Source organism: Natronosalvus vescus (assembly GCF_023973145.1).
Taxonomy (GTDB): Archaea; Halobacteriota; Halobacteria; order Halobacteriales; family Natrialbaceae; genus Natronosalvus; species Natronosalvus vescus.
Genome location: NZ_CP099546.1, coordinates 128344 through 151603, shown reverse-complemented (window position 1 = coordinate 151603; position 23260 = coordinate 128344). Strand labels below are relative to the sequence as shown.

The following is a 23260-nucleotide window of genomic DNA, read 5'->3' as shown; positions in this document are numbered from 1 at the left end:
CGGGCAACGGCAACCTATCGGGGACGTCTACGGTCGCGGGGGGCAGTACGAACTCTACGGCGAGAACGCCTACGCGGATCTCATCGAGCCGGAATTGCCCGACTTCGTTAGCGAGACATTCGAATCGCTCTGTCACCAGGCGGTGCCGGCGCTCTATGCAGACTACCAGCTCACACAGGTGCCAAGCCAGTGGTGGCATAAGGGTCGGGAGGTAGATGTCGTCGCACCAACTGATGAGTCAACGCTGATCGCTGGCGAAGCGAAATTTACCAACACGCCCCTCGGCTATGACGTGCTCGCGGATCTCGAAGACGACGTGGAACACATCGATTGGACGCCCACCGGAGGTGGTGAGCCGACGTATGAATTCGCCTTGTTCAGCCGCTCTGGGTTTACACGCTCCGTCGAGGAAGCTGCAGACAAGCGTGATGACCTCCGTCTCTTCGATCTGTCCGATATCGTTACCGCTCTCGAGAGTGGAACTGACTATTGACGCCGGAGGTTGACATCGTCCCCGTGTTGAAACACGAGGATTCCTTCGTGGGATGGTTCGAGACGGTTTGCCGTCTTGTCAAGCACCGAATTTCCGGATTCCCCGCGTTCAAATGCGGACGGTGGGTGGGTAGGGTATGGAAGACGGATCGCGCCACCTGCCGAAACCCGGAGCGCACGCGGTCGGGAACTGGATCTCTATCGGCCACCCGACGGTCGCGGAGATCTGCGCCCGCGGGTTCGACTTCGTGGTTATCGACACCGAACACACCCCCGTGAGTCTCGAGTCCCTGGAGAACGTGCTTCGAGCGGTCGACTCGGTCGAGGAGGACGTCGCGCCGCTCGTTCGTGTCCCGTGGAACGACCACACTCGGATAAAACGCGTTCTCGACCTGGGGGTCGCGGGGCTGGTAATTCCGATGATCGAAACCGCCGAGCAGGCAGAAGCCGCCGTTGAGGCGATGCGGTATCCGCCCGACGGCCTTCGTGGGGCCGCTCCGGCTCGAGCCTCCGACTACGGGCGGACGTTCGGCGAATACTTCGAGCGCGCGGACGAGGAGCTGACGACAGTCGTCCAGATAGAGACCGAACGCGGCGTTGAGAACGCCGAGGGGATCGTTTCGGTCGACGGCGTCGACGGGATCCTCGTTGGCCACGGCGATCTCTCGGCCTCGATGGGCGTCTTCGGCGAGTGGGAACACGAGCGATTCCGATCGGCGTTACAGTCGGTGCTGGAAGCCGCCCACGGCGCCGACAAGCCGGTCGGAATGCTCGCGACTGACCACGAGGACATTCGTCGCTGGATCGACGTTGGCGTCGACTTCGTGATCGCCGGCGCGGATATGTTCTACCTCGCGAACGGGAGCGACGCCGCGCGCGAGTCGTTCGAGAAACGGGTCGGGAGTGACGGGTCGAGGTGAGATGCCCTCGGCGTTCACTGCGGTTAAAAACGTAGCGGCGACGGGCGGTTACCGTTCGCAAAGCGCGTCCGGTTCGATTCCGTGGCCGGGCCCCGTCGGTTCGATCGTGGGGATCCGTTCGACGGGGACGACGTCCTCGTCCAGCAGTAGATTCCCGTCGAGATCGACATAAGAGAACGCGCCCGTTCCGGCGACGACGTGGGCGGCGGCGTGGATGCCGATAGCGCTCTCAAGCATACACCCGATCATCAGTTCCAGATTGGCGCCCTCGGCGATCGCCACGATGTCGCGCGCACCCAGCAGCCCGGACTTCCCCAGCTTGAGGTTGATCACATCGGCTGCGTCCTCACGGACGACTCGAACGGCGTCGGCGGGAGTGAAGACGGTCTCGTCGGCAGCAACCGGCACCGACACTGCCTCTCGGCAACGGGCCAATCCGGCGAAGTCGTCGGCACGAACTGGCTGTTCTATTAGCGCAAGGTCGACGCCACGGTCGGCGCAAAAATCGGCGAATCGAGCGGTTTCGGCGGGCGTCCACCCCTGGTTTGCGTCGACCTTGATCTCCACCGCGGGCGCGCCCTCTCGAACGGCCGCTACGCGCTCTACGTCAGCGAGCACGTCGCTTCCGGTTTTGACTTTTAGGTGGTCGAAGCCGCGCTCGGCGGCACGGCGGGCCTTCTCGCGAGCGTCGTCCGGATCGACGATGGGGATCGTGAGGTCGGTTTCGACAGGCGTCGGCTCTCCGCCGAACAGCGCTGCGAGCGGGATCTCTCGGCTGCGACAGTAGGCGTCCAGCAGCGCGGTCTCGACGGCGAGCGTCGCGGAAACGGCACCGGGAAACGTCTCCCGAACCTGCCGGACTCGAGCGCGGTGATTGGTGAGGGTTTCGCCGACCAGTAACTCCCCTGCCGCACGAGCGGTTGCAACGGCGGCCGCCTGCGTCTCACCGGTGACTGGCGGGATCGGTGATCCCTCCCCGTAGCCGACCGTCCCGTCCTCGGTTTCGACGGCCACGACCACGTTCTTGGCGGTGGTTCGCTCACCCAGGGAAATTTCGAAGGGCTCCACCAGTGGAAGGTCGAGCGGTTCGACTCGAACGTCTACAATCTTCATAGCGCCTCCCGGACGGTCTCGAGCAACGTCGCGGGGCCGTCGGCATCATAAACGTTCGCAGCGGGGAGATCGTGACGCGCCGCTGCCCCGTCGGCGTCGCCCCAGGTCGAGAGCGCGGCGACGGTCGCGTCGGAAAGCCCCTCGATCGCCTCGACCTCCCGCTCGACGCCGGCCACTGCCCACTGTTCGAAGTGGGTTCGCCCGCTACGATCCGGGTCATCGACTAGAACGACGGCGTCGGGCCACGCACCGTGGAGGATCGAGAGCGTCACCCCTGAGTAAGCCCGGTGGGTGAGACACGCTTGTCCCTCGACGAAGACGATGTCGTGGTGTTCGGCGACGTCGGTGACGAGATCCTCGACGACTCCCGCGGTGAAGTCCGCGGGCACGCGATCGATCACGACGCCGCGGTGGGCCCCGACCATGATTCCGGTCTGGCCGGTGGCGACCCAGCCGGTGTCGAGGCCGGCCTCGCGGGCGGCGCGGTACAGTTCGAACGTCGTCGTCCGCTTGCCGACGGCGCAGTCGGTTCCCATCGTCAACACGACGTCGGCGTCGACGTCGTCGACGCTCCCGTCCCCGACGCGGAGGTCGTCCTCGGCGGGCGGTTTTCGCACGTCGAAGATCCGAACGCCCGCTTCGTCGGCGAGTTCGATCCACTCGTCGCGTTCGGAGAGGAAGACGTGCAGGCCCGAGACGACGTCACAGCCCGCCTGCATGGCCGTCCGGATGTCGTCGATCCACGACTCGGGGAGGCTCCCACCGGCCGGCGCGACGCCAATTACCAGCACTTCGGCCTCGGGTGCACGCGAAAGCGCCTCGTCCATTGTCGCGACGACGGGGACGGACGCCGCGTCCGGTCGACCGAGAACCGCATCGGCGGTCGAGCCGGCTGTCTCCGAGTCGACGACGACGGCGGCGTCGAATATCTCGCTGTGCATTACCACGCCGTTGGCGGTTTTACCACCGGTCGAACCGAACTCGCCTTCCGCGAGAACGACGGCCGAAACCGGCGTTTCGAACTCGTTACGAAGGTTCATAACCCTCCTTTCGAGGGGAGGGAAAAAACGCCACCACCTCCCATGTGAGGGGGTGTGTATTACTAGTTCGACTGTCCTGTGTGAACATATGTCTCGAGAGACGGTGGATCAGGATGAACAGGGTGTGACGGCAATCCTGAACGACCTGCTTGGCAGCTGGTTCATGAGTATCGTGTTGCCGGCGATCATCCTCCAGTCGGTGCTCATCGGCGGCGGGTATGCGACTGGTCGGGAGATCGTTGAGTACGGTGCACAGTACGGCGCGTCGGGCTGGATCGCCGTGATCGGCATCTGGATCGGGTTTTCGGTGATGGCCGTCCTGACGTTCGAATTGGCGCGGGTGTTCGGCGTCTACAACTACAAGTCCTTCATCAAGGAACTGATCTGGAAGGCGTGGCCGCTGTTCGATCTTCTGTTCCTGGCGATGGCGATTCTTATCATCGCCATCATGGCCTCCGCAGCGGGCGAAATCATGGAGGAAACCCTCGGCGTCCCATACCTCGCCGGCATCGTCGCGATCATCGCCGTCGTCGGCGTTCTTGCCTACTACGGTGCCTGGCTGATCGAGGAGTTCAAAACGATCGGGAGCGCCGGCCTGTACGTCGCGTTCATCCTCTTTGCGGGGATCGTGATCGTTTCGACGTGGGGCGACATCACGTCAACGTTCGCCGCCAGCGACACGTCCTACGCAGACGACACGAGCACCGGGGCGGTCGTGCAGTCCGGTATCCTCTACGTCGGTTACAACCTCGCTGTCTTCCCGGCGGTATTCTTCGCTCTCCACCGGCAGACGACGCGCAAAGAGACGCTGACGGCCGGCTTGCTGGCGGGAACGCTGATGAGCCTCCCGTTCGCGCTGTCGTACGTGGCGATGATGGGCTTTTACCCACAAGAGTCGGTGATGGGAGCGCCCGTCCCGTGGCTTCCGATGCTGGAGTCGGTCGGCGGCACGACGATCATCGTGTTATACGGGATCGTCGTCGGCTGGACGTTAATCGAAACCAGCGTCGGACTTATTCACGCCATCCTCGATCGAATCGACGCCGATGTCGAGGAGGTCGATGCTGGCCCGATGGAGGACGTGGAGGGTCTGTCGCGAATCCACCGCGGCGCGCTCGGCGTCGGCATTCTTGTTGGGGCAATGGCGCTCTCGCAGTTCGGGATCATCGCACTGGTCGCCCAGGGGTACACCCTGATGGCGTACTTCTTCATTGCGCTGTTCGCGATCCCACTGTTGACCGTCGGCGTCTACCGGATATTCAACCCCGACTGGAAGGTCGAGTTCTGGACGAACGCGTAGCCCACCGACCACAATGTTTTTCGTGAGGTGAGCGAGTGATGTGGTAGTGTATGGCATGCAGGAAGAGTCACGCGTTTCGAATCGTGCCGAACGGATCCGGTTAGATATCTGGCATCCGGACTGCTGGACGCTCCAGGTGACAGAAGCAACGGATGCCGGGCTGATCGCATACGGAGTCTACGACCTCGAGAACGCGGTGAAAGCACGAATCGTCGCGTATGGAGACGACGTCGCCACGATCGACGACGTCGTCGCCGCCACGCGCGCCTCGCCATTTACTGACGCCGTCCACGAGATGGATCACGCGTTCGGCGCTTCCAAAGCGATTACGGCGGGGAACGCGACCCGCGAGTTGCTGGTGACCTACCGATCGGACGAGAGCATCCACGAGGCCCTCGTCTCTCGAGGGTTGATCCCCGATGCGCCGATTCGCATTCGTAATGGCCGAGAGCGGTGGACGGTGCTCGCGGAAGCCGACGTCGATCTCCAGGAGTGTCTCGACGAAGTGCGCCGGGAGATGAACGCGGAGATCACGGTTACGGGAACCGGTTCCTCCGTCGCAACTGTCGCCGATCTCGACGACCGTCTCACCGAGCGCCAGCGTGAAGTGTTCGAGGCTGCACGCTGCCACGGCTACTACGATTTGCCTCGCAGGATCACTTCGGCTGCGTTAGCCGACGAACTCGGAATCGCGAAGGCGACGCTCCTCGAGCACCTCCGAAAGGCGGAGTCGAAACTTCTGGATCCCTGACCGTTCAAACCAACCGGCCCCTCGTCGGCGCTTGGTCGGTTGACGGGGATCTCCACGTTACGCTCGTCCACGAGTCCACGCACGCGCTATTGCATTCGGCGACGGGGACGAACGGTCGAAACGCGAAACTCGAGGTCAAAACCGTCGGATACGTCGTCGGGGTTCCTCGAGTACACCAGCCCCATTCGTTCTCACCCACGTGGATCAGTCAGCTGGCTGTCGAGGGCGGTTGCTCCCTCTTCAATGACGGCACGTCCCGCTCGCCGCTTCCGGCCTCCGTTCACTCTCGCTCTTCGGATGCCAGTATTAAGCGCGCTTTCGGTCATCGCTCACGCTCAGACGCGAAAACGGCTTAAAACTGGACGCTCGCTCCGATTGAAGCGACGCGTGGGACTGGTTGGGTCAGACATCGAAACGTCTCGCTCGCGCCCTGACGGGCGCTTGCGAAGGCGCGAGCGAGACGCGTGTGATGAAATGTTGGACAGCGAGAGAGCCAGGGCTGGAGAGTCGTGGTGTCGGAAAGACGCCGAGTGAGCGCCTTTGGAACAAAATTCCAATGTCTAGTAAGCAGTCGGTTAGCAAGGTCGTTTCGGTCGATGAACAAGCGTACGAGCAAGATGCGGGTCGAGCGGAGCACGAGGACGTCGTCGATGAGACGCCAGAGTTTCGGGCAACGGTGGAGATGGAGATTCAGGCGAAGGTCGATGCAAACCACCCAGAGGGAATAGTCGACACGAGCGAGGATCGGATCTACGGCGTGACCCTGGCCCAGGAAGAACGCATTCGAGCCAGAGAAGAAGAACTCGAGCGAATCAGCGTACAGGCGGCATTCGGTCGACAGGAGGGTCGGGCAGAGCGAACGAGACAGGCGGTCGAACAGGCACGACGGGATCAGCGGCCGGTCAAGGACGTCGATCCTCGAGAGAAACTTGGACGAGCGAAGTTGGGTCAGGTCAATTGGCAGGCACAACGGTTGGTAGCGGACGTCAACAGTGGGTACACGCGAGCGGTCATCGGAAAGCGGATCGCCAGTCGGGTTCTCGAGGGTTCGGATCTGTTCGAGGCGGTGATGGATACGAAAGAAGAGATGCAACATGAGGCAGGAACGATTGTGCCGATTGGAAGGCTCGAGTCGGTCAGGCGAGGCGAGGTGAGTGTGGAAGGCCGTGTGATCGAACTGTGGGAACCCTCAAGTCCAGCGATTCAACAGGTTGGGCTGCTCGAGGACGAGACTGGTCGGACGAAGTTCACGATCTGGGCGAAGAGCAATCAGACGATGGTTCGGGAGGGTGAGCAAGTGCGGTTCAGGGCGGCGGCGAAGAACTGGTACAATGGACGGTGCTCGATCGCGTTGACTCACTGGTCGGAAATCATCTTCCCAGAGCGCGGTCGGTGGTGGGAGTAGCCGATAGCGATCTCTTTTTTGCTGGTGCCCGATCACCCACCTCCACGTTCCGGGGTGCTCACGGCCACCAGCCGTGAGCTGCCGGGCTTTCGCTGAATATACCAGTTTTGGACGATCAGTTTGCGTCGCCGTGAAGCAGCCGTGGTAACTCCATTTGCACGAACAGCGTCGCAACGACCATCAAAAGCGGCCCAAGAAAGATACCGTACCAGCCGAACGCAAGTGGCCCGAGAATATACGCAAAGAGAACGAGTCCCGTCGGGAACATTCGGCCTGAGAGTGATGGTCGAACGTAGGTTCGAATGATATTGTCGAAGAAGAGACCCATGACGATGTAAAACGCAACAGGAAACCACAATGCCACCAGATCAATCTGAATGGCCATCACTGCGAGGTAAATGACGACTGCTGCGTACACGATGGATCGACCAATGAGTGGGATAGCCGAAGCGAGACCAGTGACGATAGCTAACAACAGCACCTGTGGAATCGCAAGTCCGGGTGGTGCAATCGCATTGAGCAGCGTGTAGATGATCCCAGCGAGTACCATGATCGCGAAAATTGTCAGGGTATATCCGAAAAACACAGAACTTAATCCCTTGTCAATCGCTCGAGCGAACTCGTCGACACGGGTTCTCTCACCAACAATTTCGACTCGAAACCACTTAGCGAGTCGTCTCTCATCACGAACGAGAAAGAACGCAAAAAGAAGCATGATAAACAGATTGTATGCTGCTGTGACAAACGCACCCAATACGTCACTTCCCCGCTCGATCACTGAGCCAACAGTTGGATCGGTGGCGAAGTCCTCCACAAATGGGTATACCTCCTCCTCAGTCGTGGGTACCGTGTCCGGGACTCCGTCGGGGAACAACGCCTCGACGATCCGTTCGAAATCAGTTGCCTCGAGGGTTGCAAGTTGTACAATAGCAATTGAAGCGAGGACGATGAGTATACCGACGAAAGGGAGAATAACGAGTCCAAGAGTGATGACTGCAACCGTACTTTCCGAAAGCCCACGCTGTCGAAGTTGTCTGGCCACTGGTCGAGCTACGTAATAGAGAAATACACCGAAAACGGCCCATCCGAGATACCCACGAAGTGTGTATACTAAGATGGTTGCAAGGACAAGCCCGAAAATCCACCAGCTAAGTCGTTTATCGATAAAACCATCGTCTGAATCCATGGACGTGGAATGAACACCTCTCGGGAACAAGCCCCTTTGGGGTAGAAAACCCTCATCTGAGAATTCACGAAACTGGAGAGTTCAGTACTCGAAGGCACTTTTAATTCGCTCGGAATTTCGATACTAACCGCACGATAGGGTTTTGAGACCCGCTGACGGGCAGCGGTCTTCTCGAGTTTGATTCAGGAAGACCCGATTCATTGACCTCCTCCCGCACCTGAAGACGCGGGTATGCGCTCGCACTATGTATCAATCGTCACCCTCACCGCGGAGGGACATGATCGTCAGCACTAACGCAGTGATTCCAAGCACCCGTGTCATCGGGATCACCCACGATTTCACGGTGATGTCGTCTGGGTTCTTGTAGGCGAGCGACAACCCAAGATCCAGGTACCGATGCAGTGTGACTGCCGCGGCTGATCCAAACAAGCCAAATACCACGCCTACGACACCTGAAAGGAATCCAGTCCGGCGTACGAGGAGGAGGTACCCGATCCTGTCTCGATTCGGTAACCGAAGAATATGGTCGAACTCGATGAGATGGTTGGTGGACTTCACAATGTCATCAAAGTTCGGTGAGTCACGACGGTAGTGAACTACCCCTGCCTACTCACTCAGTGCATACGCGCCTCGGTTCTAGAGGGTGTGGTTTTGGTATCTTCATCGACCAGCCAAGTCAAAGTTGGATGGCGAACTCCTTTTTTAACGTATCGTACCACTGTTCAGGTGGCACGTGGTGTTCTTGTTTGTCTCCGTTCCGCCATTCAATGAAGGTGTCTGTACTCAGCTTCAAGAATCCGCGATCGGATCCGAGGGACACGGTAGGCGACCCGGTAAACGGTGACTCGGGGGCGCGCTGCAGATAGTCGTTTGTCGCTTCGAAGTACAAGAGGTTACGCGGCGTCTCATCGAAGATATAACGTCTCGTCCAGTCATTGTTCTGTTCGTCGAAGAATTCAGTTCTGTACGTCGCATCAGGCCGGTCGCTCTCGACGACGCGCCATTCGATTCCGAGGTCATCACTCACTACCGAACCGTCGAGAGGGATCGGCTGGCGAAGCTTCGGTGTACCCAATCCGACATCAACGATGTAGTCTTTCTCGAGGTGAACAATATTTGAGTGATGATTCGCAGGGACAGTGATACTATCACCGCTGGTGATACGTGCCCCAACACGGTCGATATCATATCCGAGTTCAGCAAGCAACCAGTGAAAGAGTCCGTTGAGTTCGAAACAGTACCCTCCCCGACCGCGTTCGACGATCTTCTCATAGAGGGCTAATAGCGATAGTGAGACACCACTTCCGTCTTGGTCGCTAAACGGGTCGCCAATAATGTCGAGGTTTTCAAAGGGAACCTTTGTAATGTGAGCGTATTGGAGCCGAGTAAGCGTCTCTAGGTCGGTCGCCTCAAGTGCAGTCTCGTCGAGACCGATGCGATTCAGATAGCGACGAACAGTCATGACTGACGGCAGAGTTTCGGTCGTCTCATCGGAGAAGAGGCCTGAACCAGTGGTGTTTGGTCGCATATGTGATCAGAGATCATGGACTGATATCAGTATTTTCTGAACTGAGTTTATGTAGGATTATTGACTAGGGGTTGCCCACCTATTTCAAAATCAAAACTGAAAAACGCGGTCTGGTTGCTATACTGCCGCTCAGAGGAAAAGAATAATTTCCCAAGAAAAACATTTGGTGTTTCAGGGCGTAGTATCCAGTATGACCACCGAGACGTGGGATGACATCAACGAGCACGTCAAAGCGGAGTGGAAAGCAGACACCACGCCATTCGAGCGGGTGTATGAAATCGTTGAACAAACCCACGAGGGGCAGTCGGCAGCCGAGCTCGCCGAACGGGCACTCGTGAGCGAGCCGACTGCACGTCGGCACTGCAAGGCGCTTGTGAACACCGGCTTCGCTGAGACGGAGATGGACGGTCAAACAACCCTCTACAGGCGAAACAGCGACCGTATCCTTATGTCCCGAATTCGCGAACTTCGCGAGAACGCAGATCGCACAGAGTTGATCAGCGGGATCAAACGGATGAAATCCGAGATTCGTCGCTACGAGGATCGATACGACGTGGTGTCACCCGAAGAACTCACCCAGAAACTCGACGCCGACGAGACAGAGGGGTGGGACGACCTCACCGCGTGGAAAACCACACGTCAGAATCTCGCCGTTGCCCAGGCAGCTCTCGCCTACGACGAAGCCAGCCACCAGCTCACCGCATGAGCGACCACGACCGGGCCGGTGAGTTCGGGTCGATTTATTCGAGACCGTTTGAAGTGTTGACTTGGTCTCAAGATACGGTTTCGAGACATCCCAGAGAGTCGTTTGCTAATACTCAGGCTTTCGCTCAAAGCGTGAGTAGGTTTGTCAACCAAAGGTAGAGTCTTTGGTTAAATTCCCCTCCTTAAAAAGACCCGTGGTCAGCTATATTTCGAAGCCCCAGTTGAAGTCTCCTTTCCAGTCCGACCGCTCCCCGTGGAAAACTGTGCGCCCTTCGTGGTGATTCCCGAGCCACAATACATCTCTGAGCGATGTGTTAGCGTCACTCATCACGAGTTCCTCGAAAGTTGAATGCTGAACACGGTGTTTCTCCCCGCCGTCGGCAAACCGTAAACTCGCCCCATCCGCGTTGATGTCACAGTCGTCAAGAACGAGATTGTCAACGTCATCTCCTCGACCATTGACATAGATTCCGTGCCGATCGTTATCCGATTGCGATTCGAAGTCGAAATCGCAATCGCGGAATCGAACGTTCGACGACTGTACGTAGACACCGTAATCGGATGTCGATGGACTCGATCGATCGGTGATTGTACACGAATTGAAGGTCGTTTTGCTATCGTCGTCGTCGTTGACACGGATTATACGTCCGCCTTCGCCTTGATCGTTGATGTGGACGTCCGTGAACCGTGCGTGTCCGTCGTGTGTACACCGAATAATCTCGGTCGGTTTTTGAATGTTATTTTGAACGTAGAGCTTCTCGACCACCTGTCCACCGCCGTTTTCTATCCACAGTCCACTCCACGGATGGGCGGGCTCTTCCGTCATAATGATCTTGCAATTACGAACCATGTCGTTTGCACCGATGCGAATGCCCGCGCCGGCACAGTTGACGGCCGTACATCCAGTAATGAGGTTCCGCCCGTTACTGGTCGACATATAGAATCCGTTGTCCGTGTAGCCAGTCACTTGACACCCTTCCCATACGTTTAACCCAGAATGGTTGGGCTCCGAGCTATAGGCGATCGCGTGACCAACCTGATCAGCGTCGTGTTGGACATCCCAATTGTTGAGATGACACGCCCTGATGAGGTTCGTTGACGTTGATTTGACCCCGTCCACCATAATCGTATGACGGTCACCGCCGTACTCTGGATGGAGCCTATTCCGAGATCCACGCATGTTGACCCGCTCGATGAGGCCGAATCTGTACGTGTACCACCGACCAATACCTGTGTCGAAGTCGCCGCGAATGTCGATCTGGAAGTCCTGCATGACGGTTCGCTGGGCGTGTGGAACCGAATCATCAATCGTCCCGACGGTCATCATCCGGTCAATATCCTGATCGTTGATCCGCAGCGTCGCCGAGGGATTTCCTCTGATTCCAAAGAACTCGTGGGCATCGAGGTGGATATTGTCCGTTTCGACGAGCCACGTCCCCGGTGGGACGATGTACATATGGTTTCGGTTGCTCGGGCTGAACGACTGGTAGTGGTCGTAGACCGCCTCCCAGAGGTCGTCCTCATTTGGTTCAACCCCCAGGTCACTTTCCACGTTGACGATATGAGGGTTCGTACCTTCAGTATCGAGGTCGATCCGAACGTTATTGTCGTTCTCGAGCTCAGTTGCGGCCAGCGATGAACCGAAATCGAGGTGGGAAATGTCATCGGTGACCTCTGTTCCCGAATCGGACACAGAAATCCCTTCCCACGGGCTCTGGTTGCTTGCCGCTTGAGTCGTCCCCTTCGACTTTTGTGTGGATGAACCAACGAGACCGCCTCCCGCACCGAGGGCTGTTAAAGCACCTAAGTACGATCGCCGCGAGGTACTTTGTTCGGTTGTACTGACTTTCTTTTTCTCCTGATCAGAAACCATTGCGATACTGAATGTGAGGCGTTGCTATAGTTACTATACGGACGGTATAATTGTTGAGAGGATTCCCACAATCGAACCCCGTGAACGACCCATGAGTTATTGCAATATTTATTGCAACGCTTATTTCATTCTACCATTTCAGTCACCACAACTGTTAATTCTCCAATGTATATCCTTGGGAATTTTATTAAACGCCGAAGTGTCTGGTAAACGGGTAAACCCGCAATATTGCCCCATCGCTAGCTAACTACTTCGGAGGCAAATCCTCGCGCGTTAGCGCGAGGGGGGTGTCAATAAATGATCGCTTTCTGAGAGTATTCGTGTTTCACCAAATGGCAATGTAATCGTCACGGTCGTTCCACTCGCTGACGATGCGATGGAGATCTCTCCGTCGTGGCGTTTGACGATCCAGTACACATGCCAGAGACCGAGTCCACTCCCGTGACTGAGTGGCGTTTCGACTCCCTGTTGCAGTACTCGTTGTTCATGTTCGGGTAACCCGGGGCCGTCATCCGCAACGTGAATCTCCACGGCGTTCGGTGTGGTCGTCACCGTGGCAGTAACAGTTGGCTCGGCTCCCGTATGTTTAGCCGCGTTGTCGAGAAGTTCGTGCAATGCCGTCTCCAGTTGTTGTGAGACACGAACTGTCGCCGTGTCATCTCCTTCGACTAAAAACGATGCGTCAGGATAGTCGTCTGCAACATGGGACACTACCTCTCGAACGAGCGCTTCGATATCGAGTGCTTGCCGATCGAACGTATGATCGTTTACTGTCTCGAGTTGCCGAGCCATCTCACTGACCGCTAATAAGTCGTCGACCGTGTCGATGATAGTATTGGTGTGGTGGAGCTGATTCGGTGGGAGAATCTCCTGGAGAATCTCAGTGTGACCACGTACCACGGTCAGATCGTTACGAAGGTTATGCCGAAGAACTCGACTGAGGACGCTAATGAGGCGGTCGCGTTCGGCGTTTCTCACTCGTTGGTATTCCCGCTCAAGCGTGTGGCCGAGCATGTGTCCGATCAACTCGGTGAACATCAGTTCTTCCTCGGTGAACGGCTCATCGCGTGGTTCGGAATCAACAAAACAGGCCGTTCCAAAGAGGTCGCCGTTGACATGAATCGGCACCCCGTGGTAACAATGAAGCCCATGGGTTTCGAAGGCAGGGTCGTGTTCCCAGCCTTGTTCGGGAACATTATGGAGGGCAAGCGGGGACTCCTGTTGAATTGTTCGTCGACAGTACGTCGTGCCCAGATCGAGCGTGATGCCAGCCGGATACTCTCCATCAGGTGGGTCAGTACTCTCAATAGATTCCCAGTAGTTTGTGGCAGTCTCTATTCGGGCAATATGGCCATTCTCGACGCCAAGATAGGCGGTACCGATTTCGAGAGCACGGCGGGCCTTAGCGAGAAATTCGAGATCCCGATGCATGACGGCATACAGCTCTTTACGAGCCTCTTCAGCAGTGAGAGTAGCGTCAGGAGGAGTCATATTGCTTCATAATTATATTGTTCGCACATATTACTGCTTTGGCATTATCCGATAGACCGAGATTAATATTTTAGGCTGTTGTATGTTAGTTCACAGACGATATTGATTACAATCTCTGTGATACATAGGGAATGCAAATCGCTCAGGACAGTAATGTGAGTGGTAATTGCGCACGGAGAGGTTTGAATTAATGCATTATCGTTCTGGGCAGCTTACACCGACATGATCTCTGAATTGCGAGGGTTTCATCAGACCGAACGCGATCCGGCCTTGCCTCTGAGAGCCAGGTGCTTTCAAATCAATCACAGGGATTGTACACTCGCCGTCAACTGCATCCTCAGCGGTTAGCGTTCGTTCATAAATCTCAGATTCTACCTCTTCGCTGAGGCCCACATACGTCAATTTGAACACTGCTGGTTCGGATGACCACCTCGCAGTTATCGTTTTCAAGTAACGATCACCTCCCGGAACGTGCACAGTTCGGTCATAGATCTGATTATCATTTCGATCGATTGCGAGACGGACTTTTCGCGCGTCACTGTGGTGATTCATGAAGAAAATATCACCCACAACCAACCCCTCATCTTCATCTGATCCGAGCGCAGTACAACCAGCACCTAATACAGCTGCAACTGCAACACCATTCTTCTTCAGAAAATTTCGTCTTGATCGAGCCATATCCATGAAATCAGATAAATATAACTGCTTATAGATCTTTGCACTGTTGAACTTCTTGAGGAGTTATAAGTTTGCCCAATAGTATAACCGAGCGCAAACTCTCCCGAAGTCTCTGTTACTCTGTTTTGTTGAGGAGTCATTTCAATTAGTATAATTGACTACCACATCCGTGATTCATCTATCTGCACCAGTATTGTTTCAAGCGGAGATTCGAACCGCTCACGGCGGAATGTACCTAAAGTTATAAGTATTCAAAAGAAATTTCTATTGATATATGGTGATCATTGTTGACTTTGTCTCCAAAAGGCTCTAGGGACGAAGGCGGTTCTGACAAGATGTTCCATATACGGGATCAGATAGGTGTAAATGAACGAAAAGACTGGGCAGATAAGCAACAGCTCACAGAAATTGCAGACCTTTTATGTACTCGGAAGATTGAGAAGGCTGAACAGCACGCTATTGAGTTGTACGGGGGGTTAGAAGAATCTCGGACGGTACGGGAAGCTGCAATCGAGCGATCAGCGGATATGGACTACGTTGATCGGTTTTCATTAGGGTTGCATGAATAGAAAGAAGGGTCTCAGGGGGACGTATATGATTAAACGACCAGTTCGATGGATAGTTGGTTCGGTGCTTGCCGTTGTTTTTCTGGGAGTTCTTTCTGTAACCTCTGTTAGCGCAATGGAGCAAGTCAACCACGGAGTTTCTCCCCTCCCGAATATCGAGACTATTTGGCACATGCTTTGGACTTTGGTATTTGGGGGATGGCTCATTGTGGCTTATCCAGAATACACCGAGCGGAATACTCAATTTATCAGAGAGAACCCGTTGGCAACGTTTGGTACAGGACTGGTAGCCCTGATTGGCTTATTTATTATCTTGTTCTTGTTGATACTCACTGTTATTGGCGTTCTATTTGCACTTCCACTTGCTATCCTAGCTGGGATCGTTGCCGAATTAGGATTCCTAACAGTAGGGCGATTGTTCAGTGATGACTGGGGAGTCGTTCTTCTGATTGCAGTTGTTGTGGCAGGCGTACTCTCTTTGATACCAGTCATTGGTTCTCTTCTCTTATTCTGTATTGGGGCGTGTGGAGTGGGAACAGCCGTCAGTGACTATGTACTGTAATCTGGTTCTGTTGCAACCCTCTTCTTTAGACATGTATGGGATGAACAGGCGAAAACCCCGACGCTTACAGTAGAATCGGCGTCTACTGTTCACGCCGGGCGAGGATGTCACCGAACCCAACAGTCATACCGGTTCGATGATCTCACAACTGTTCCCGAGGCGAAATCTCAAGGCCCGTATTCATCCGGGCTCAGCGTTCCGATAGGGGATAGAGGTGTTTTTCAAGCCGTTTCCGAAGCATCGGCAGATTTCACAGACGACGACGACCTCCAACTCGTTGATTATTGGTGAATCACACAGAGAACGCAATTAACCGTGTTGAATACACTGCTGAATTAGAGCAGTTTGTGAGTGTCGTCTCCCACGATCTCCGGAACCCACTCCAGGTTGCCAGCGGCTACCTCGAATTAGCGCAAGAAGTGTGTGAGAGTTCTCATCTAGATCAGATCGAAGAGATGCACACGCGAATGGACGCCCTTATCGAGGAGTTGTTGGTACTCGCTCAACAGGGGGACATCCTCTCGGGCTGTGTCTTGATTGATCTGGTCGAATCAATCAATGATAGTTGGCACAGTGTGGCGACCGCTGAAGCGACGCTCAACTGTGATGTAGATACCGGAACCCGTATTAACACAGATCCATTTCGGCTTCAGCAATTACTTGCCAATCTGTTTCGTAACGCAATCGAACACGCCGGTTCCGACGTTACCGTGTGTGTTGGGCTTCTTGATGAAGGGTTCTACGTGGAAGATGATGGGGCAGGCATTCCCGTTGAGGCCCACCATCGAATTTTTGAGTGGGGATATTCAACGACTGACGAGGGAACTGGGTACGGACTTCACATCATCGAAAGGATTGCCCAGGCCCACGAATGGCAAATAACGACCACGAGAAGAGTAGACGGGGGTACTCGATTCGAATTTAGGGACGTGGTGATTGAATCGGCATAACCGATTAGTATCCAAACATATCTGCTGCATTTGGGAATTTTCTACCTATATCTGCGAATCTTTAAGTTCCTGTTCAAAATCACACGTATGGAAAATCCGGGCACACGGTTACCGCCGACTTTCAACGATTTAGACGTCGGTATTATCCTCTATCAGCCATCGACAGGGGAGATACTCGACGTGAATGAGTACACAGAACGGCTATTTGGGTACTCTGCTGACCAACTCCGGGCGATGCAGGTTGACGAGTACACGGCACCGTCAACCCCGTTTACCCAGGAGGAAGTTGTTCACTTCATCCAGACGGCAATCAGCGGCGAACAGCAGTCCTTCGAGTGGCAAATCGAACGCCTCAACGGGGAATTTCGATGGACTCGCGTCTCTCTCACAGAGACGACGATCGACGGCTCACGGTATGTCCTCGGGCAAGTCAACGATATTACCGAATACAAGTCTCGAGAAAACCTGTTGCAGTTGCTCACACGCGTGATCCGACACAATCTCCGGAACGATATGTCGGTACTGATCGGGTACGCCGAACAACTGCGTACAGCAATCGAAGATGATCGCCTCGAAGAAGAGGTGGAGACGATTCTGGATGTTGCAACCGAAGTCGGGAACCTGAGCAATGCTATCAAGGAAATCGAACAAGTCACCGACGCCGACGTGACTAAGCGCTATCCGAGAAATCTCTGCACCGTCGCTCGAGAGCATGTCGAAACAGCCCAATCTACGTATCCTGAGTGTGAGTTTTCTATCGACGCCTCGACGGACGTGTGGGTAACTGCTGATGAAGGGCTGACCTATGCACTCGATCACGCGATCAGAAATGCCGTCGAACACAATGATCGTGACACGCCTAAGGTCACCGTAACCGTCGATGACGACATCGAAAACGAGGTAGGGCAGATTCAAATCATCGATAATGGGCCACCAATTCCTGAGATGGAAATCAATGCGATCGATGAACGAACCAAGACCTCTAGCACCTACCACGGCTCAGGGGTCGGTCTGTGGATCATGAAGTGGTGTGTTGATTCGTTGGGTGGGAAACTCACCTTCAAAGAGCGCTCACCTCGAGGGAACGTCGTTTGTCTTTCACTCCCCAAAATGGATCAGCGACGAGAGTAGTCCTTGTTTGGCGAGGCGGATGGTTTCGTTGTATACCTTGCGAGCTTCGAAGGTGGCTCCAGCGTCTTCACGAGAAGTTTGCTGGTCATTTGATTCGGACGTCTATTATATTTCCAATCTCGTGCGTCGGGGGATCATACTGAATATGGAATCCCGAGTTGTATGATCGCTCATGACACTCGGCGGTTCGTTCGACGGTGACTGTAACAGTTGGCAGACCATCCCACGGCGGAAGCACGTCTTCCTCACGACCCTCTTCGACTGCCTGTTCTGCTCCCTCCAAGGTCAGTTCAGAGAACTCATCCAGCCACCATTTGCGTGAAGCGTTCACATCAACTACACAGTATTCAGGTGTCCCGTCAACTGGTTCGGTGTACACATTCGAAGGGGCAATTCCCACCCGGTCAAGTTCCTCCATATCGATTTTTGCAAAGCATATGAGCGTCTCCCCCAGGCCTTCAACACTGGCACGCTCAATAGTCGCTTTCAGCGTTGCCTTGGGAAGCGTATCATGTCGGTAGGAAGAACCGTTGTATTTCGACGTAGGGGCGCTCATCGGGCCATCGAACCGGAACACCACCTCACGCCCTTCGGCTTCACAGAGTGTTCGAACGAGTGAAACGATTCGTGCAGAATCGTTAGTTGCACCACTCACTCTTCGCCCTCCTCGGTAGGTTCTGAGATTCGGACGACTTTCACGTCTGCTCCACGCCAACGTTTGGGGACGGTGACGTGGGCGCTGTTCCCGAACGGTTTGACCTCACCGTCGAGAACTTCCTCGCCGTCGATTTCAAATCGGTTCGCCATATTTTGTATATCCTTTGTATATACTTAGCTGTATCGGTGGTGTGTCATCAGCATGGGCGAGAAGCGGTCAAACCACACGGAGTACATCGTCAACTACTCACCACCAACGTCAGAGGCACTTCTCAGTGCCTAGGCCATCAAGGCCTTTTACGAAACCGCTACTGCGTTCAGTGGCATCGATAAAAGTCACTCAGAAGTATCGACAACGGTTGCACACTCACACACCAGGCCGCGGACGTCATCAACTGACCCCGCGTCAATCGCGGTGATGATCCCTTCGGTCTCCCCGTGGACGAAATGGAGTTCTGTCGCACGATCGAAAAAGCGAGCTGTCGCGAGCAGGCTTCCATGCTCGTACAACGATTCTTGGTGGGCTGCGTCGAGCGCTTCCAGTTTGTAGTCCCGGAAAATCCGCTGGAGTTCACCACAATCGTACGTTGAATCGACATCATCTCGAACGAATAGGAACTCGCTTTCCTCGGAAGTATAGTAGCCAACGCTTCGGAGGGCTTCTGGGAATTCCTCCTCGAGATAATCAATCAGTTTGGTCGCTGATTCTCTCGCCATTATAGACCAAATCGGATCTCTGCGATAATAAGGTTAAAGGCTATAACCAGAAGTCCACTCACATTTTGTCAATTCCAAGGTGAACACCTCGTAGCTGTCCGGATATTGGCAATACTATTAACCGCAAACGGTGAGAGTCAATATCATGGATCCAGGACGTGTTGAAGGGATATTTATCGCTCCAGAAAGCGGCGACCCTATGAAATCCATCGAGCATGGAGAAGTCATTGAAGGGAAGGGGCTACGTGGAGATCGCTATTTCAAAAAAGAAGGGCTGTGGAATCTGCTTGATCAAGATCCCGATCGAGATGTGAAGGGGGCAAGCGATATCACGTTCATCGAAGCGGAAGCGCTCGAGGCCGTCGAACGAGATGCGGACATTTTGATTGACGATGGAGCCCATCGGAGGAATGTTCAGACTCGAGATGTCCCGTTGAACCACCTTGTCGGAAAACGATTCACGGTAGGCGAGATATCTTGTGAGGGCATCGAACTGTGCGAACCGTGTGGTTACATGCAATCACTGATTGGTGAAGTGGGATTAAGTGATGCACTTGTTCATCGAGGCGGCCTGAATGCACGAGTGGTTTCCTCCGGAACGATTTCGATTGGCGATGAAATCAGGTGGTGAGGATGGTCGAACTCATACTCACTGATGACGTGGCTGTCATTGTCGAATCTGGTGACGAGAAATCGTTTGCTTACACAGTGGTATCAAGCGGTGAAGAGATCGTCAGCTACGAAACCAGCGCTGACGTCCGAAAACCAGCCGGGAAAGTCGGCCTCAGAAACGTCATTTGTCGACAAGTATCCGGCCTGGAAAAGGAACCCATCGAATCTGCATTGGATGAGGCCGTTCGAAAACACGAAGCCGATATTGGGTCGCTCGAGTGAGAAAAGGGGTATAGCGAGGAGTTGACTCGAGTCCACACGATGCCACCGAGTACAAACGGGTGTCGATAGGGGGAGCCACTGACAACTCCACGACTTCTGTCGGGGATCATCTGAGCGCGGAGCGAACCATTTGTCTCTCATTTCCCGAGTGGAACATCTCTTCCTTCGCTTGCCAATTTTGTTTGCCCCCTGGGGGTGCGGGGCAACACGATCACACCTCGCGTGAAAACTAGAATGTCGACAAATCCACTCTCGAGTCTCGAGTTTACCCGCCGAACAGCGAAACGCGCCCAGTACGAAGCCTTCGAGTATCAACTCACACCGGAGGGCGTGCTCGTGCGAAACGGCAGTCACGCCAATCCCGACGAACACGAATACCTCGTCACAGTCACAAACGGCGTGCCAGCCCGGTGTGAGTGCCCTGCAGACGAACACTACAAGGGTGCTTGCAAACACCGAGTTGCGGTTGCGATTCGACGACCGATCATCCAGGCTGCGACCGAAAACCAGCTCATCGCTGATGGAGGTCTGCCCGTTAAGAGGGCGGACAGGACTCAGGACGCGTCCTCAGGAGAGGGAGGTCAGTCGTCGCCCGATAGCGAGTGTTGGTGTGAGACGTCCGAAGGGTCGTTCCCCTGCTGGGACTGTGTCCAAACTGGCCGGCGCTCACTCGAGGATTGCGAATGAGCGTCCTCGAGTGGTTCCAAATGAGGCGTGCTAATGGGCGTGTCGTATACGAGTGTCGACACTGTGGAACGACTGTCTCCTCTCGGAATGAAGAGTGCCCTTACTGTGACTCGAACGACGTTGCCGTCTTCGAGATTGAATGACTCGAGGGAGGCTGAACAATTCCGTCCGATGAAGCTCAGAGTATTGAGATACTCGAATCGCTATATCCAGCCGAATCAACCGAATGGTTACCAATTTCAGAATAGGCTATTTCGCTTTTGGTTCAGATTTGTATCCGGAAACGAAGATCGGTACGAGCGACTAAGAAGTCAGGCATACGAGGCCATTATCGAACCCGAGCTTCCGGATTTTGTCAGTCACAATTTCGAGACCGTGTGTCAGAACGCACTCCCTCGATTGTATCCGGATGAGATGTTCCTCGACATTGGGCGAGGTGGTACAGAGAGCACGAGGTCGACGTTGTAGGCTTCACGACAGCGGGTACAATGGTCGTTGGAGAATGTAAGTTTACCAACTCACCGCTCGATTACACGAAGTCGAGGAGAAAGCCCACGACTTCAGTCCTGTCTCTTACCCATAAGTCCACGGCATTCCAAACAGGCGTTTCAGCCGCTCTCGAACTCGAGTTGTGACCGGACACTCGAGGTTCGGAGCGATTCGAGCGATGATGCCAGTGGTTGGGGTGGATGAACACCGGTAGGCGGGATCGACGAAATCGCTCCTCGAGGTTGATTGTATCCGTGAAAACCGGAAGTTTCGGTTGCATTCCTCGATCTTGTTCACTCACGACAGGGGCGCCATTTGTGGGTAAGAGACAGGACTGAAGTCGTGCGGAGGATGTCAAAGCGCGCTCACGTCGCTTGAAGACCACTTGAGCGAGATTCGATGGCCACCAGACGACGGTGGTGTCATCAACACACAATATGCACTGTTCACTCGAAGTGGGGCCACCCAGTCCGTTCGTGAGGCAGTCTCAGCACGTGACGATTTACAACTGTTCACGCTCGAGGACGTTGTTCAAAAACAAAACTCGTAGTCCGGTGATGTGGCTGCACTCTCGAGGGCCTCGAGTTCGTTGCAACGGTCGTAAGGTCATACTCCAAATAATGATTATTTCAAAAATGACCTATTGTCGCTCTCACAGAGGTAAGAGGCGGAAACAAACGACTTCAGTCGTGGGTAACTGACGAGAGAACTGAATCGAGCTTAGTGAGGTCGAAGAATAACCACTTCTCATTGTCTTCTACCTCTTGTTCGAGTCCGTCGACAAAACCGGATTTCGAGAAAAGCGCAAACTGCTCGCTTCGGGTTTCCGGCCCCCACCGGACGTTTTCAGCTTTATTTCGGAGATTATCGACGAGCGAGTACCCGACCGGTTCATTCGTCCACTTACATTCGGCGAACAGGATCCGGTCGTCGTTCGGTGCCAGGCCCACGATATCGATTTCGTGTTCGCCATACCACCAGCGGCCAACTTTGGAGTAGGGCTCGATTTCACTACCTCGAATCACTTCCCAGATGGCTTCCTGACAGATATCCTCAAACGTTGGTGCAACGTGGTCAGGCAGATCTGGCTGAATAGTGCCTTCCAAGACGACGTCGGGTGCTTCCTCAATACTCGAGCGATTCGGCTCGACATATCGAAACCAGAAGCGTAGGAATTCGTCCGCGACGTGATAGCGCGATCGCTTCGACTTCTTCCTGGATTCCGTGATGGGTACCTCACGATCGAGGAGGCGAAGCCGGCGGAGTGTCTGTAAGTATTTCGACAGTGGCCCTACGTCAATACCGGTTCCTCCCGAAATTTCATTCGGCGTTGTGTGGCCTAACGCGACCGCTTCAAGGATACTCATGTATCGCGAAGGATTTCGCAATTCAGTGCGCAAGAGGAACTCCGGTTCGTTGTAAAGAATCCCCGTTGGAGACAGGATATGCGTTCGGATATTGTCAGCGAGTGAGCACTCATAATCAAAGTGAGTGAGATACATCGGCGTGCCACCGGTGACTGCGTACGATTGGATTGCTTCCTCCAAATCGTATGCAATCGCCTCTCGAGCTTGTTTGAACGAAAACGGCTGTAGATCAATTTGGCCCGTACGGCGGCCGTACAGGGGGCTCTTGTGACCGAGGACTTCCGACTCCATCGTGCTCACACTCGAGCCACAGAGGACGAGCATCGAATCTGTGTCCTGGAGTCGTTCGTCGACAAACGACTGCACGTACGACGGGAGGGAGTCGTTTTCTTCGATCAGGTACGGAAATTCATCGATGACGATCACAATCTGTTCGTCAGCGATCACCTCTCCGAGGTAGTCGAACGCATTGTCCCACCCATCGATTCGGGGGATGCGATCATCGAAGTAGTCGGCAACTTGCTCGATGAACTTCTCACGCTGGCGGTGCTCTGATTCTTGAGCAGCGAGAAAATAGATATGTGGTCGATTAGCACAAAAGGTTTTGAGCAGTTCGGTCTTCCCGACGCGACGTCGGCCATACACCACATAAAACTCATAGTTCGATGATGCGGCTGCTGCCTCGAGGGATTCGAGTTCGCTGCCACGATCGTAGAAGGTCATACTCTAAATAATGATTATCGGGATAATGACTTAGG

The 23260-nt window shown here is 54.8% G+C and carries 22 protein-coding genes and 2 pseudogenes; 13 read left to right on the top strand and 11 right to left on the bottom strand.

The genetic code is table 11. The features are described from left to right. Positions 1-25 precede the first annotated feature (25 nt). Positions 26-493: pseudogene (locus NGM68_RS00750) on the top strand (DUF234 domain-containing protein); the annotation flags it as partial. 136 nt (positions 494-629) lie between these two features. Next, entirely contained in the window at positions 630-1412 is a 783-nt protein-coding gene (locus NGM68_RS00745) for an HpcH/HpaI aldolase family protein (RefSeq protein ID WP_252699751.1), read from the top strand. 48 nt (positions 1413-1460) lie between these two features. On the opposite strand, the gene NGM68_RS00740 is transcribed toward NGM68_RS00745, so the two are convergent. After that, positions 1461-2525 carry a dipeptide epimerase gene (locus tag NGM68_RS00740; RefSeq protein ID WP_252699750.1) on the bottom strand — a complete coding sequence of 355 codons (1065 nt, stop codon included), beginning with the start codon at positions 2523-2525 and terminating at the stop codon, positions 1461-1463. Beyond that, on the bottom strand, positions 2522-3565 hold the full coding sequence (locus tag NGM68_RS00735) for a DUF1611 domain-containing protein (RefSeq protein WP_252699749.1): 1044 nt from the start codon (positions 3563-3565) through the stop codon (positions 2522-2524). The genes NGM68_RS00740 and NGM68_RS00735 overlap by 4 nt, the downstream gene beginning before the upstream one ends. Positions 3566-3653: 88 nt before the next feature. Here NGM68_RS00735 and NGM68_RS00730 point away from each other — a divergent pair, with 88 nt between their 5' ends. The 3 genes from NGM68_RS00730 to NGM68_RS00720 all read left to right on the top strand — a co-directional run bounded on the left by NGM68_RS00730 (position 3654) and on the right by NGM68_RS00720 (position 7021). After that, positions 3654-4865, top strand: a complete 1212-nt coding sequence (locus tag NGM68_RS00730) for a YkvI family membrane protein (RefSeq protein WP_252699748.1) — start codon at positions 3654-3656, stop codon at positions 4863-4865. 55 nt (positions 4866-4920) lie between these two features. Then, entirely contained in the window at positions 4921-5616 is a 696-nt protein-coding gene (locus tag NGM68_RS00725; RefSeq protein ID WP_252699747.1) for a helix-turn-helix domain-containing protein, read from the top strand. Positions 5617-6172: 556 nt separating this feature from the next. Beyond that, positions 6173-7021, top strand: a complete 849-nt coding sequence (locus NGM68_RS00720) for a DNA-binding protein (RefSeq protein WP_252699746.1) — start codon at positions 6173-6175, stop codon at positions 7019-7021. A 115-nt stretch (positions 7022-7136) separates the two neighbouring features. Here the strand turns inward: NGM68_RS00720 and NGM68_RS00715 are convergent, their stop codons facing one another. Both NGM68_RS00715 and NGM68_RS00710 read right to left on the bottom strand, forming a co-directional pair. Further along, positions 7137-8207, bottom strand: coding sequence for an AI-2E family transporter (locus NGM68_RS00715; protein ID WP_252699745.1), 1071 nt, complete (start codon positions 8205-8207; stop codon positions 7137-7139). 676 nt (positions 8208-8883) lie between these two features. Continuing rightward, complete coding sequence (locus NGM68_RS00710) at positions 8884-9735, bottom strand: arylamine N-acetyltransferase family protein (RefSeq protein WP_252699744.1); 852 nt, start codon at positions 9733-9735, stop codon at positions 8884-8886. A 190-nt stretch (positions 9736-9925) separates the two neighbouring features. Here NGM68_RS00710 and NGM68_RS00705 point away from each other — a divergent pair, with 190 nt between their 5' ends. Further along, positions 9926-10441 (top strand): winged helix-turn-helix domain-containing protein, encoded by a 516-nt coding sequence (locus NGM68_RS00705; RefSeq protein WP_252699743.1) that lies wholly within the window; start codon positions 9926-9928, stop codon positions 10439-10441. 201 nt (positions 10442-10642) lie between these two features. Here NGM68_RS00705 and NGM68_RS00700 read toward each other — a convergent pair whose 3' ends face one another. From NGM68_RS00700 to NGM68_RS00690, 3 genes are all read right to left on the bottom strand, one after another. After that, the gene (locus NGM68_RS00700) at positions 10643-12313 is read right to left on the bottom strand and encodes a right-handed parallel beta-helix repeat-containing protein (protein ID WP_252699742.1); all 1671 of its coding nucleotides are present in this window, start codon (positions 12311-12313) and stop codon (positions 10643-10645) included. Between the two features lie 273 nt (positions 12314-12586). After that, a complete protein-coding gene (locus tag NGM68_RS00695; RefSeq protein ID WP_252699741.1) occupies positions 12587-13804 on the bottom strand; it encodes a sensor histidine kinase in 1218 nt (405 codons plus the stop codon). A 195-nt stretch (positions 13805-13999) separates the two neighbouring features. Beyond that, positions 14000-14488, bottom strand: coding sequence for a twin-arginine translocation signal domain-containing protein (locus tag NGM68_RS00690; RefSeq protein ID WP_252699740.1), 489 nt, complete (start codon positions 14486-14488; stop codon positions 14000-14002). A gap of 588 nt (positions 14489-15076) precedes the next feature. On the opposite strand from NGM68_RS00690, the gene NGM68_RS00685 reads away from it, so the two are divergent. The 3 genes from NGM68_RS00685 (at position 15077) to NGM68_RS00675 (ending at position 17691) form a co-directional block, all read left to right on the top strand. Beyond that, positions 15077-15610: a DUF8173 domain-containing protein gene (locus tag NGM68_RS00685; protein WP_252699739.1), complete on the top strand. Its 534-nt coding sequence runs from the start codon at positions 15077-15079 to the stop codon at positions 15608-15610. 287 nt (positions 15611-15897) lie between these two features. Then, positions 15898-16560 carry a sensor histidine kinase gene (locus NGM68_RS00680; RefSeq protein ID WP_311136050.1) on the top strand — a complete coding sequence of 221 codons (663 nt, stop codon included), beginning with the start codon at positions 15898-15900 and terminating at the stop codon, positions 16558-16560. A 30-nt stretch (positions 16561-16590) separates the two neighbouring features. Further along, entirely contained in the window at positions 16591-17691 is a 1101-nt protein-coding gene (locus NGM68_RS00675) for an ATP-binding protein (RefSeq protein WP_252699737.1), read from the top strand. 85 nt (positions 17692-17776) lie between these two features. Here NGM68_RS00675 and NGM68_RS00670 read toward each other — a convergent pair whose 3' ends face one another. The 3 genes from NGM68_RS00670 to NGM68_RS00660 all read right to left on the bottom strand — a co-directional run bounded on the left by NGM68_RS00670 (position 17777) and on the right by NGM68_RS00660 (position 19065). Next, positions 17777-18346, bottom strand: coding sequence for a hypothetical protein (locus NGM68_RS00670; RefSeq protein ID WP_252699736.1), 570 nt, complete (start codon positions 18344-18346; stop codon positions 17777-17779). Continuing rightward, complete coding sequence (locus NGM68_RS00665) at positions 18343-18498, bottom strand: DUF2080 family transposase-associated protein (protein ID WP_252699735.1); 156 nt, start codon at positions 18496-18498, stop codon at positions 18343-18345. The genes NGM68_RS00670 and NGM68_RS00665 overlap by 4 nt, the downstream gene beginning before the upstream one ends. A 186-nt stretch (positions 18499-18684) precedes the next feature. Beyond that, positions 18685-19065 carry a DUF7522 family protein gene (locus NGM68_RS00660; RefSeq protein ID WP_252699734.1) on the bottom strand — a complete coding sequence of 127 codons (381 nt, stop codon included), beginning with the start codon at positions 19063-19065 and terminating at the stop codon, positions 18685-18687. A gap of 199 nt (positions 19066-19264) precedes the next feature. Between NGM68_RS00660 and NGM68_RS00655 the strand changes: the two genes are divergently transcribed. The 4 genes and pseudogenes from NGM68_RS00655 to NGM68_RS18295 form a co-directional block, all read left to right on the top strand. Further along, the gene (locus NGM68_RS00655) at positions 19265-19696 is read left to right on the top strand and encodes an MOSC domain-containing protein (protein ID WP_252701351.1); all 432 of its coding nucleotides are present in this window, start codon (positions 19265-19267) and stop codon (positions 19694-19696) included. A gap of 2 nt (positions 19697-19698) precedes the next feature. Then, a complete protein-coding gene (locus NGM68_RS00650) occupies positions 19699-19959 on the top strand; it encodes a hypothetical protein (RefSeq protein ID WP_252699733.1) in 261 nt (86 codons plus the stop codon). A gap of 234 nt (positions 19960-20193) precedes the next feature. Further along, positions 20194-20646 carry an SWIM zinc finger family protein gene (locus NGM68_RS00645; RefSeq protein ID WP_252699732.1) on the top strand — a complete coding sequence of 151 codons (453 nt, stop codon included), beginning with the start codon at positions 20194-20196 and terminating at the stop codon, positions 20644-20646. Between the two features lie 246 nt (positions 20647-20892). Then, positions 20893-21182: pseudogene (locus NGM68_RS18295) on the top strand (DUF234 domain-containing protein); the annotation flags it as partial. Between the two features lie 636 nt (positions 21183-21818). Here the strand turns inward: NGM68_RS18295 and NGM68_RS00625 are convergent. Next, positions 21819-23225 carry an ATP-binding protein gene (locus NGM68_RS00625; RefSeq protein ID WP_252699730.1) on the bottom strand — a complete coding sequence of 469 codons (1407 nt, stop codon included), beginning with the start codon at positions 23223-23225 and terminating at the stop codon, positions 21819-21821. Positions 23226-23260 lie beyond the last annotated feature (35 nt).

Bases quoted from the DNA above. Each gene is read 5' to 3' on its own strand.
- NGM68_RS00745 (WP_252699751.1), top strand. From the start codon at position 630: ATGGAAGACGGATCGCGCCACCTGCCGAAACCCGGAGCGCACGCGGTC.
- NGM68_RS00740 (WP_252699750.1), bottom strand. From the start codon at position 2,525: ATGAAGATTGTAGACGTTCGAGTCGAACCGCTCGACCTTCCACTGGTG.
- NGM68_RS00735 (WP_252699749.1), bottom strand. From the start codon at position 3,565: ATGAACCTTCGTAACGAGTTCGAAACGCCGGTTTCGGCCGTCGTTCTC.
- NGM68_RS00730 (WP_252699748.1), top strand. From the start codon at position 3,654: ATGTCTCGAGAGACGGTGGATCAGGATGAACAGGGTGTGACGGCAATC.
- NGM68_RS00725 (WP_252699747.1), top strand. From the start codon at position 4,921: ATGCAGGAAGAGTCACGCGTTTCGAATCGTGCCGAACGGATCCGGTTA.
- NGM68_RS00720 (WP_252699746.1), top strand. From the start codon at position 6,173: ATGTCTAGTAAGCAGTCGGTTAGCAAGGTCGTTTCGGTCGATGAACAA.
- NGM68_RS00715 (WP_252699745.1), bottom strand. From the start codon at position 8,207: ATGGATTCAGACGATGGTTTTATCGATAAACGACTTAGCTGGTGGATT.
- NGM68_RS00710 (WP_252699744.1), bottom strand. From the start codon at position 9,735: ATGCGACCAAACACCACTGGTTCAGGCCTCTTCTCCGATGAGACGACC.
- NGM68_RS00705 (WP_252699743.1), top strand. From the start codon at position 9,926: ATGACCACCGAGACGTGGGATGACATCAACGAGCACGTCAAAGCGGAG.
- NGM68_RS00700 (WP_252699742.1), bottom strand. From the start codon at position 12,313: ATGGTTTCTGATCAGGAGAAAAAGAAAGTCAGTACAACCGAACAAAGT.
- NGM68_RS00695 (WP_252699741.1), bottom strand. From the start codon at position 13,804: ATGACTCCTCCTGACGCTACTCTCACTGCTGAAGAGGCTCGTAAAGAG.
- NGM68_RS00690 (WP_252699740.1), bottom strand. From the start codon at position 14,488: ATGGATATGGCTCGATCAAGACGAAATTTTCTGAAGAAGAATGGTGTT.
- NGM68_RS00685 (WP_252699739.1), top strand. From the start codon at position 15,077: ATGATTAAACGACCAGTTCGATGGATAGTTGGTTCGGTGCTTGCCGTT.
- NGM68_RS00665 (WP_252699735.1), bottom strand. From the start codon at position 18,498: ATGGCGAACCGATTTGAAATCGACGGCGAGGAAGTTCTCGACGGTGAG.
- NGM68_RS00660 (WP_252699734.1), bottom strand. From the start codon at position 19,065: ATGGCGAGAGAATCAGCGACCAAACTGATTGATTATCTCGAGGAGGAA.
- NGM68_RS00655 (WP_252701351.1), top strand. From the start codon at position 19,265: ATGAAATCCATCGAGCATGGAGAAGTCATTGAAGGGAAGGGGCTACGT.
- NGM68_RS00650 (WP_252699733.1), top strand. From the start codon at position 19,699: ATGGTCGAACTCATACTCACTGATGACGTGGCTGTCATTGTCGAATCT.
- NGM68_RS00645 (WP_252699732.1), top strand. From the start codon at position 20,194: ATGTCGACAAATCCACTCTCGAGTCTCGAGTTTACCCGCCGAACAGCG.
- NGM68_RS00625 (WP_252699730.1), bottom strand. From the start codon at position 23,225: ATGACCTTCTACGATCGTGGCAGCGAACTCGAATCCCTCGAGGCAGCA.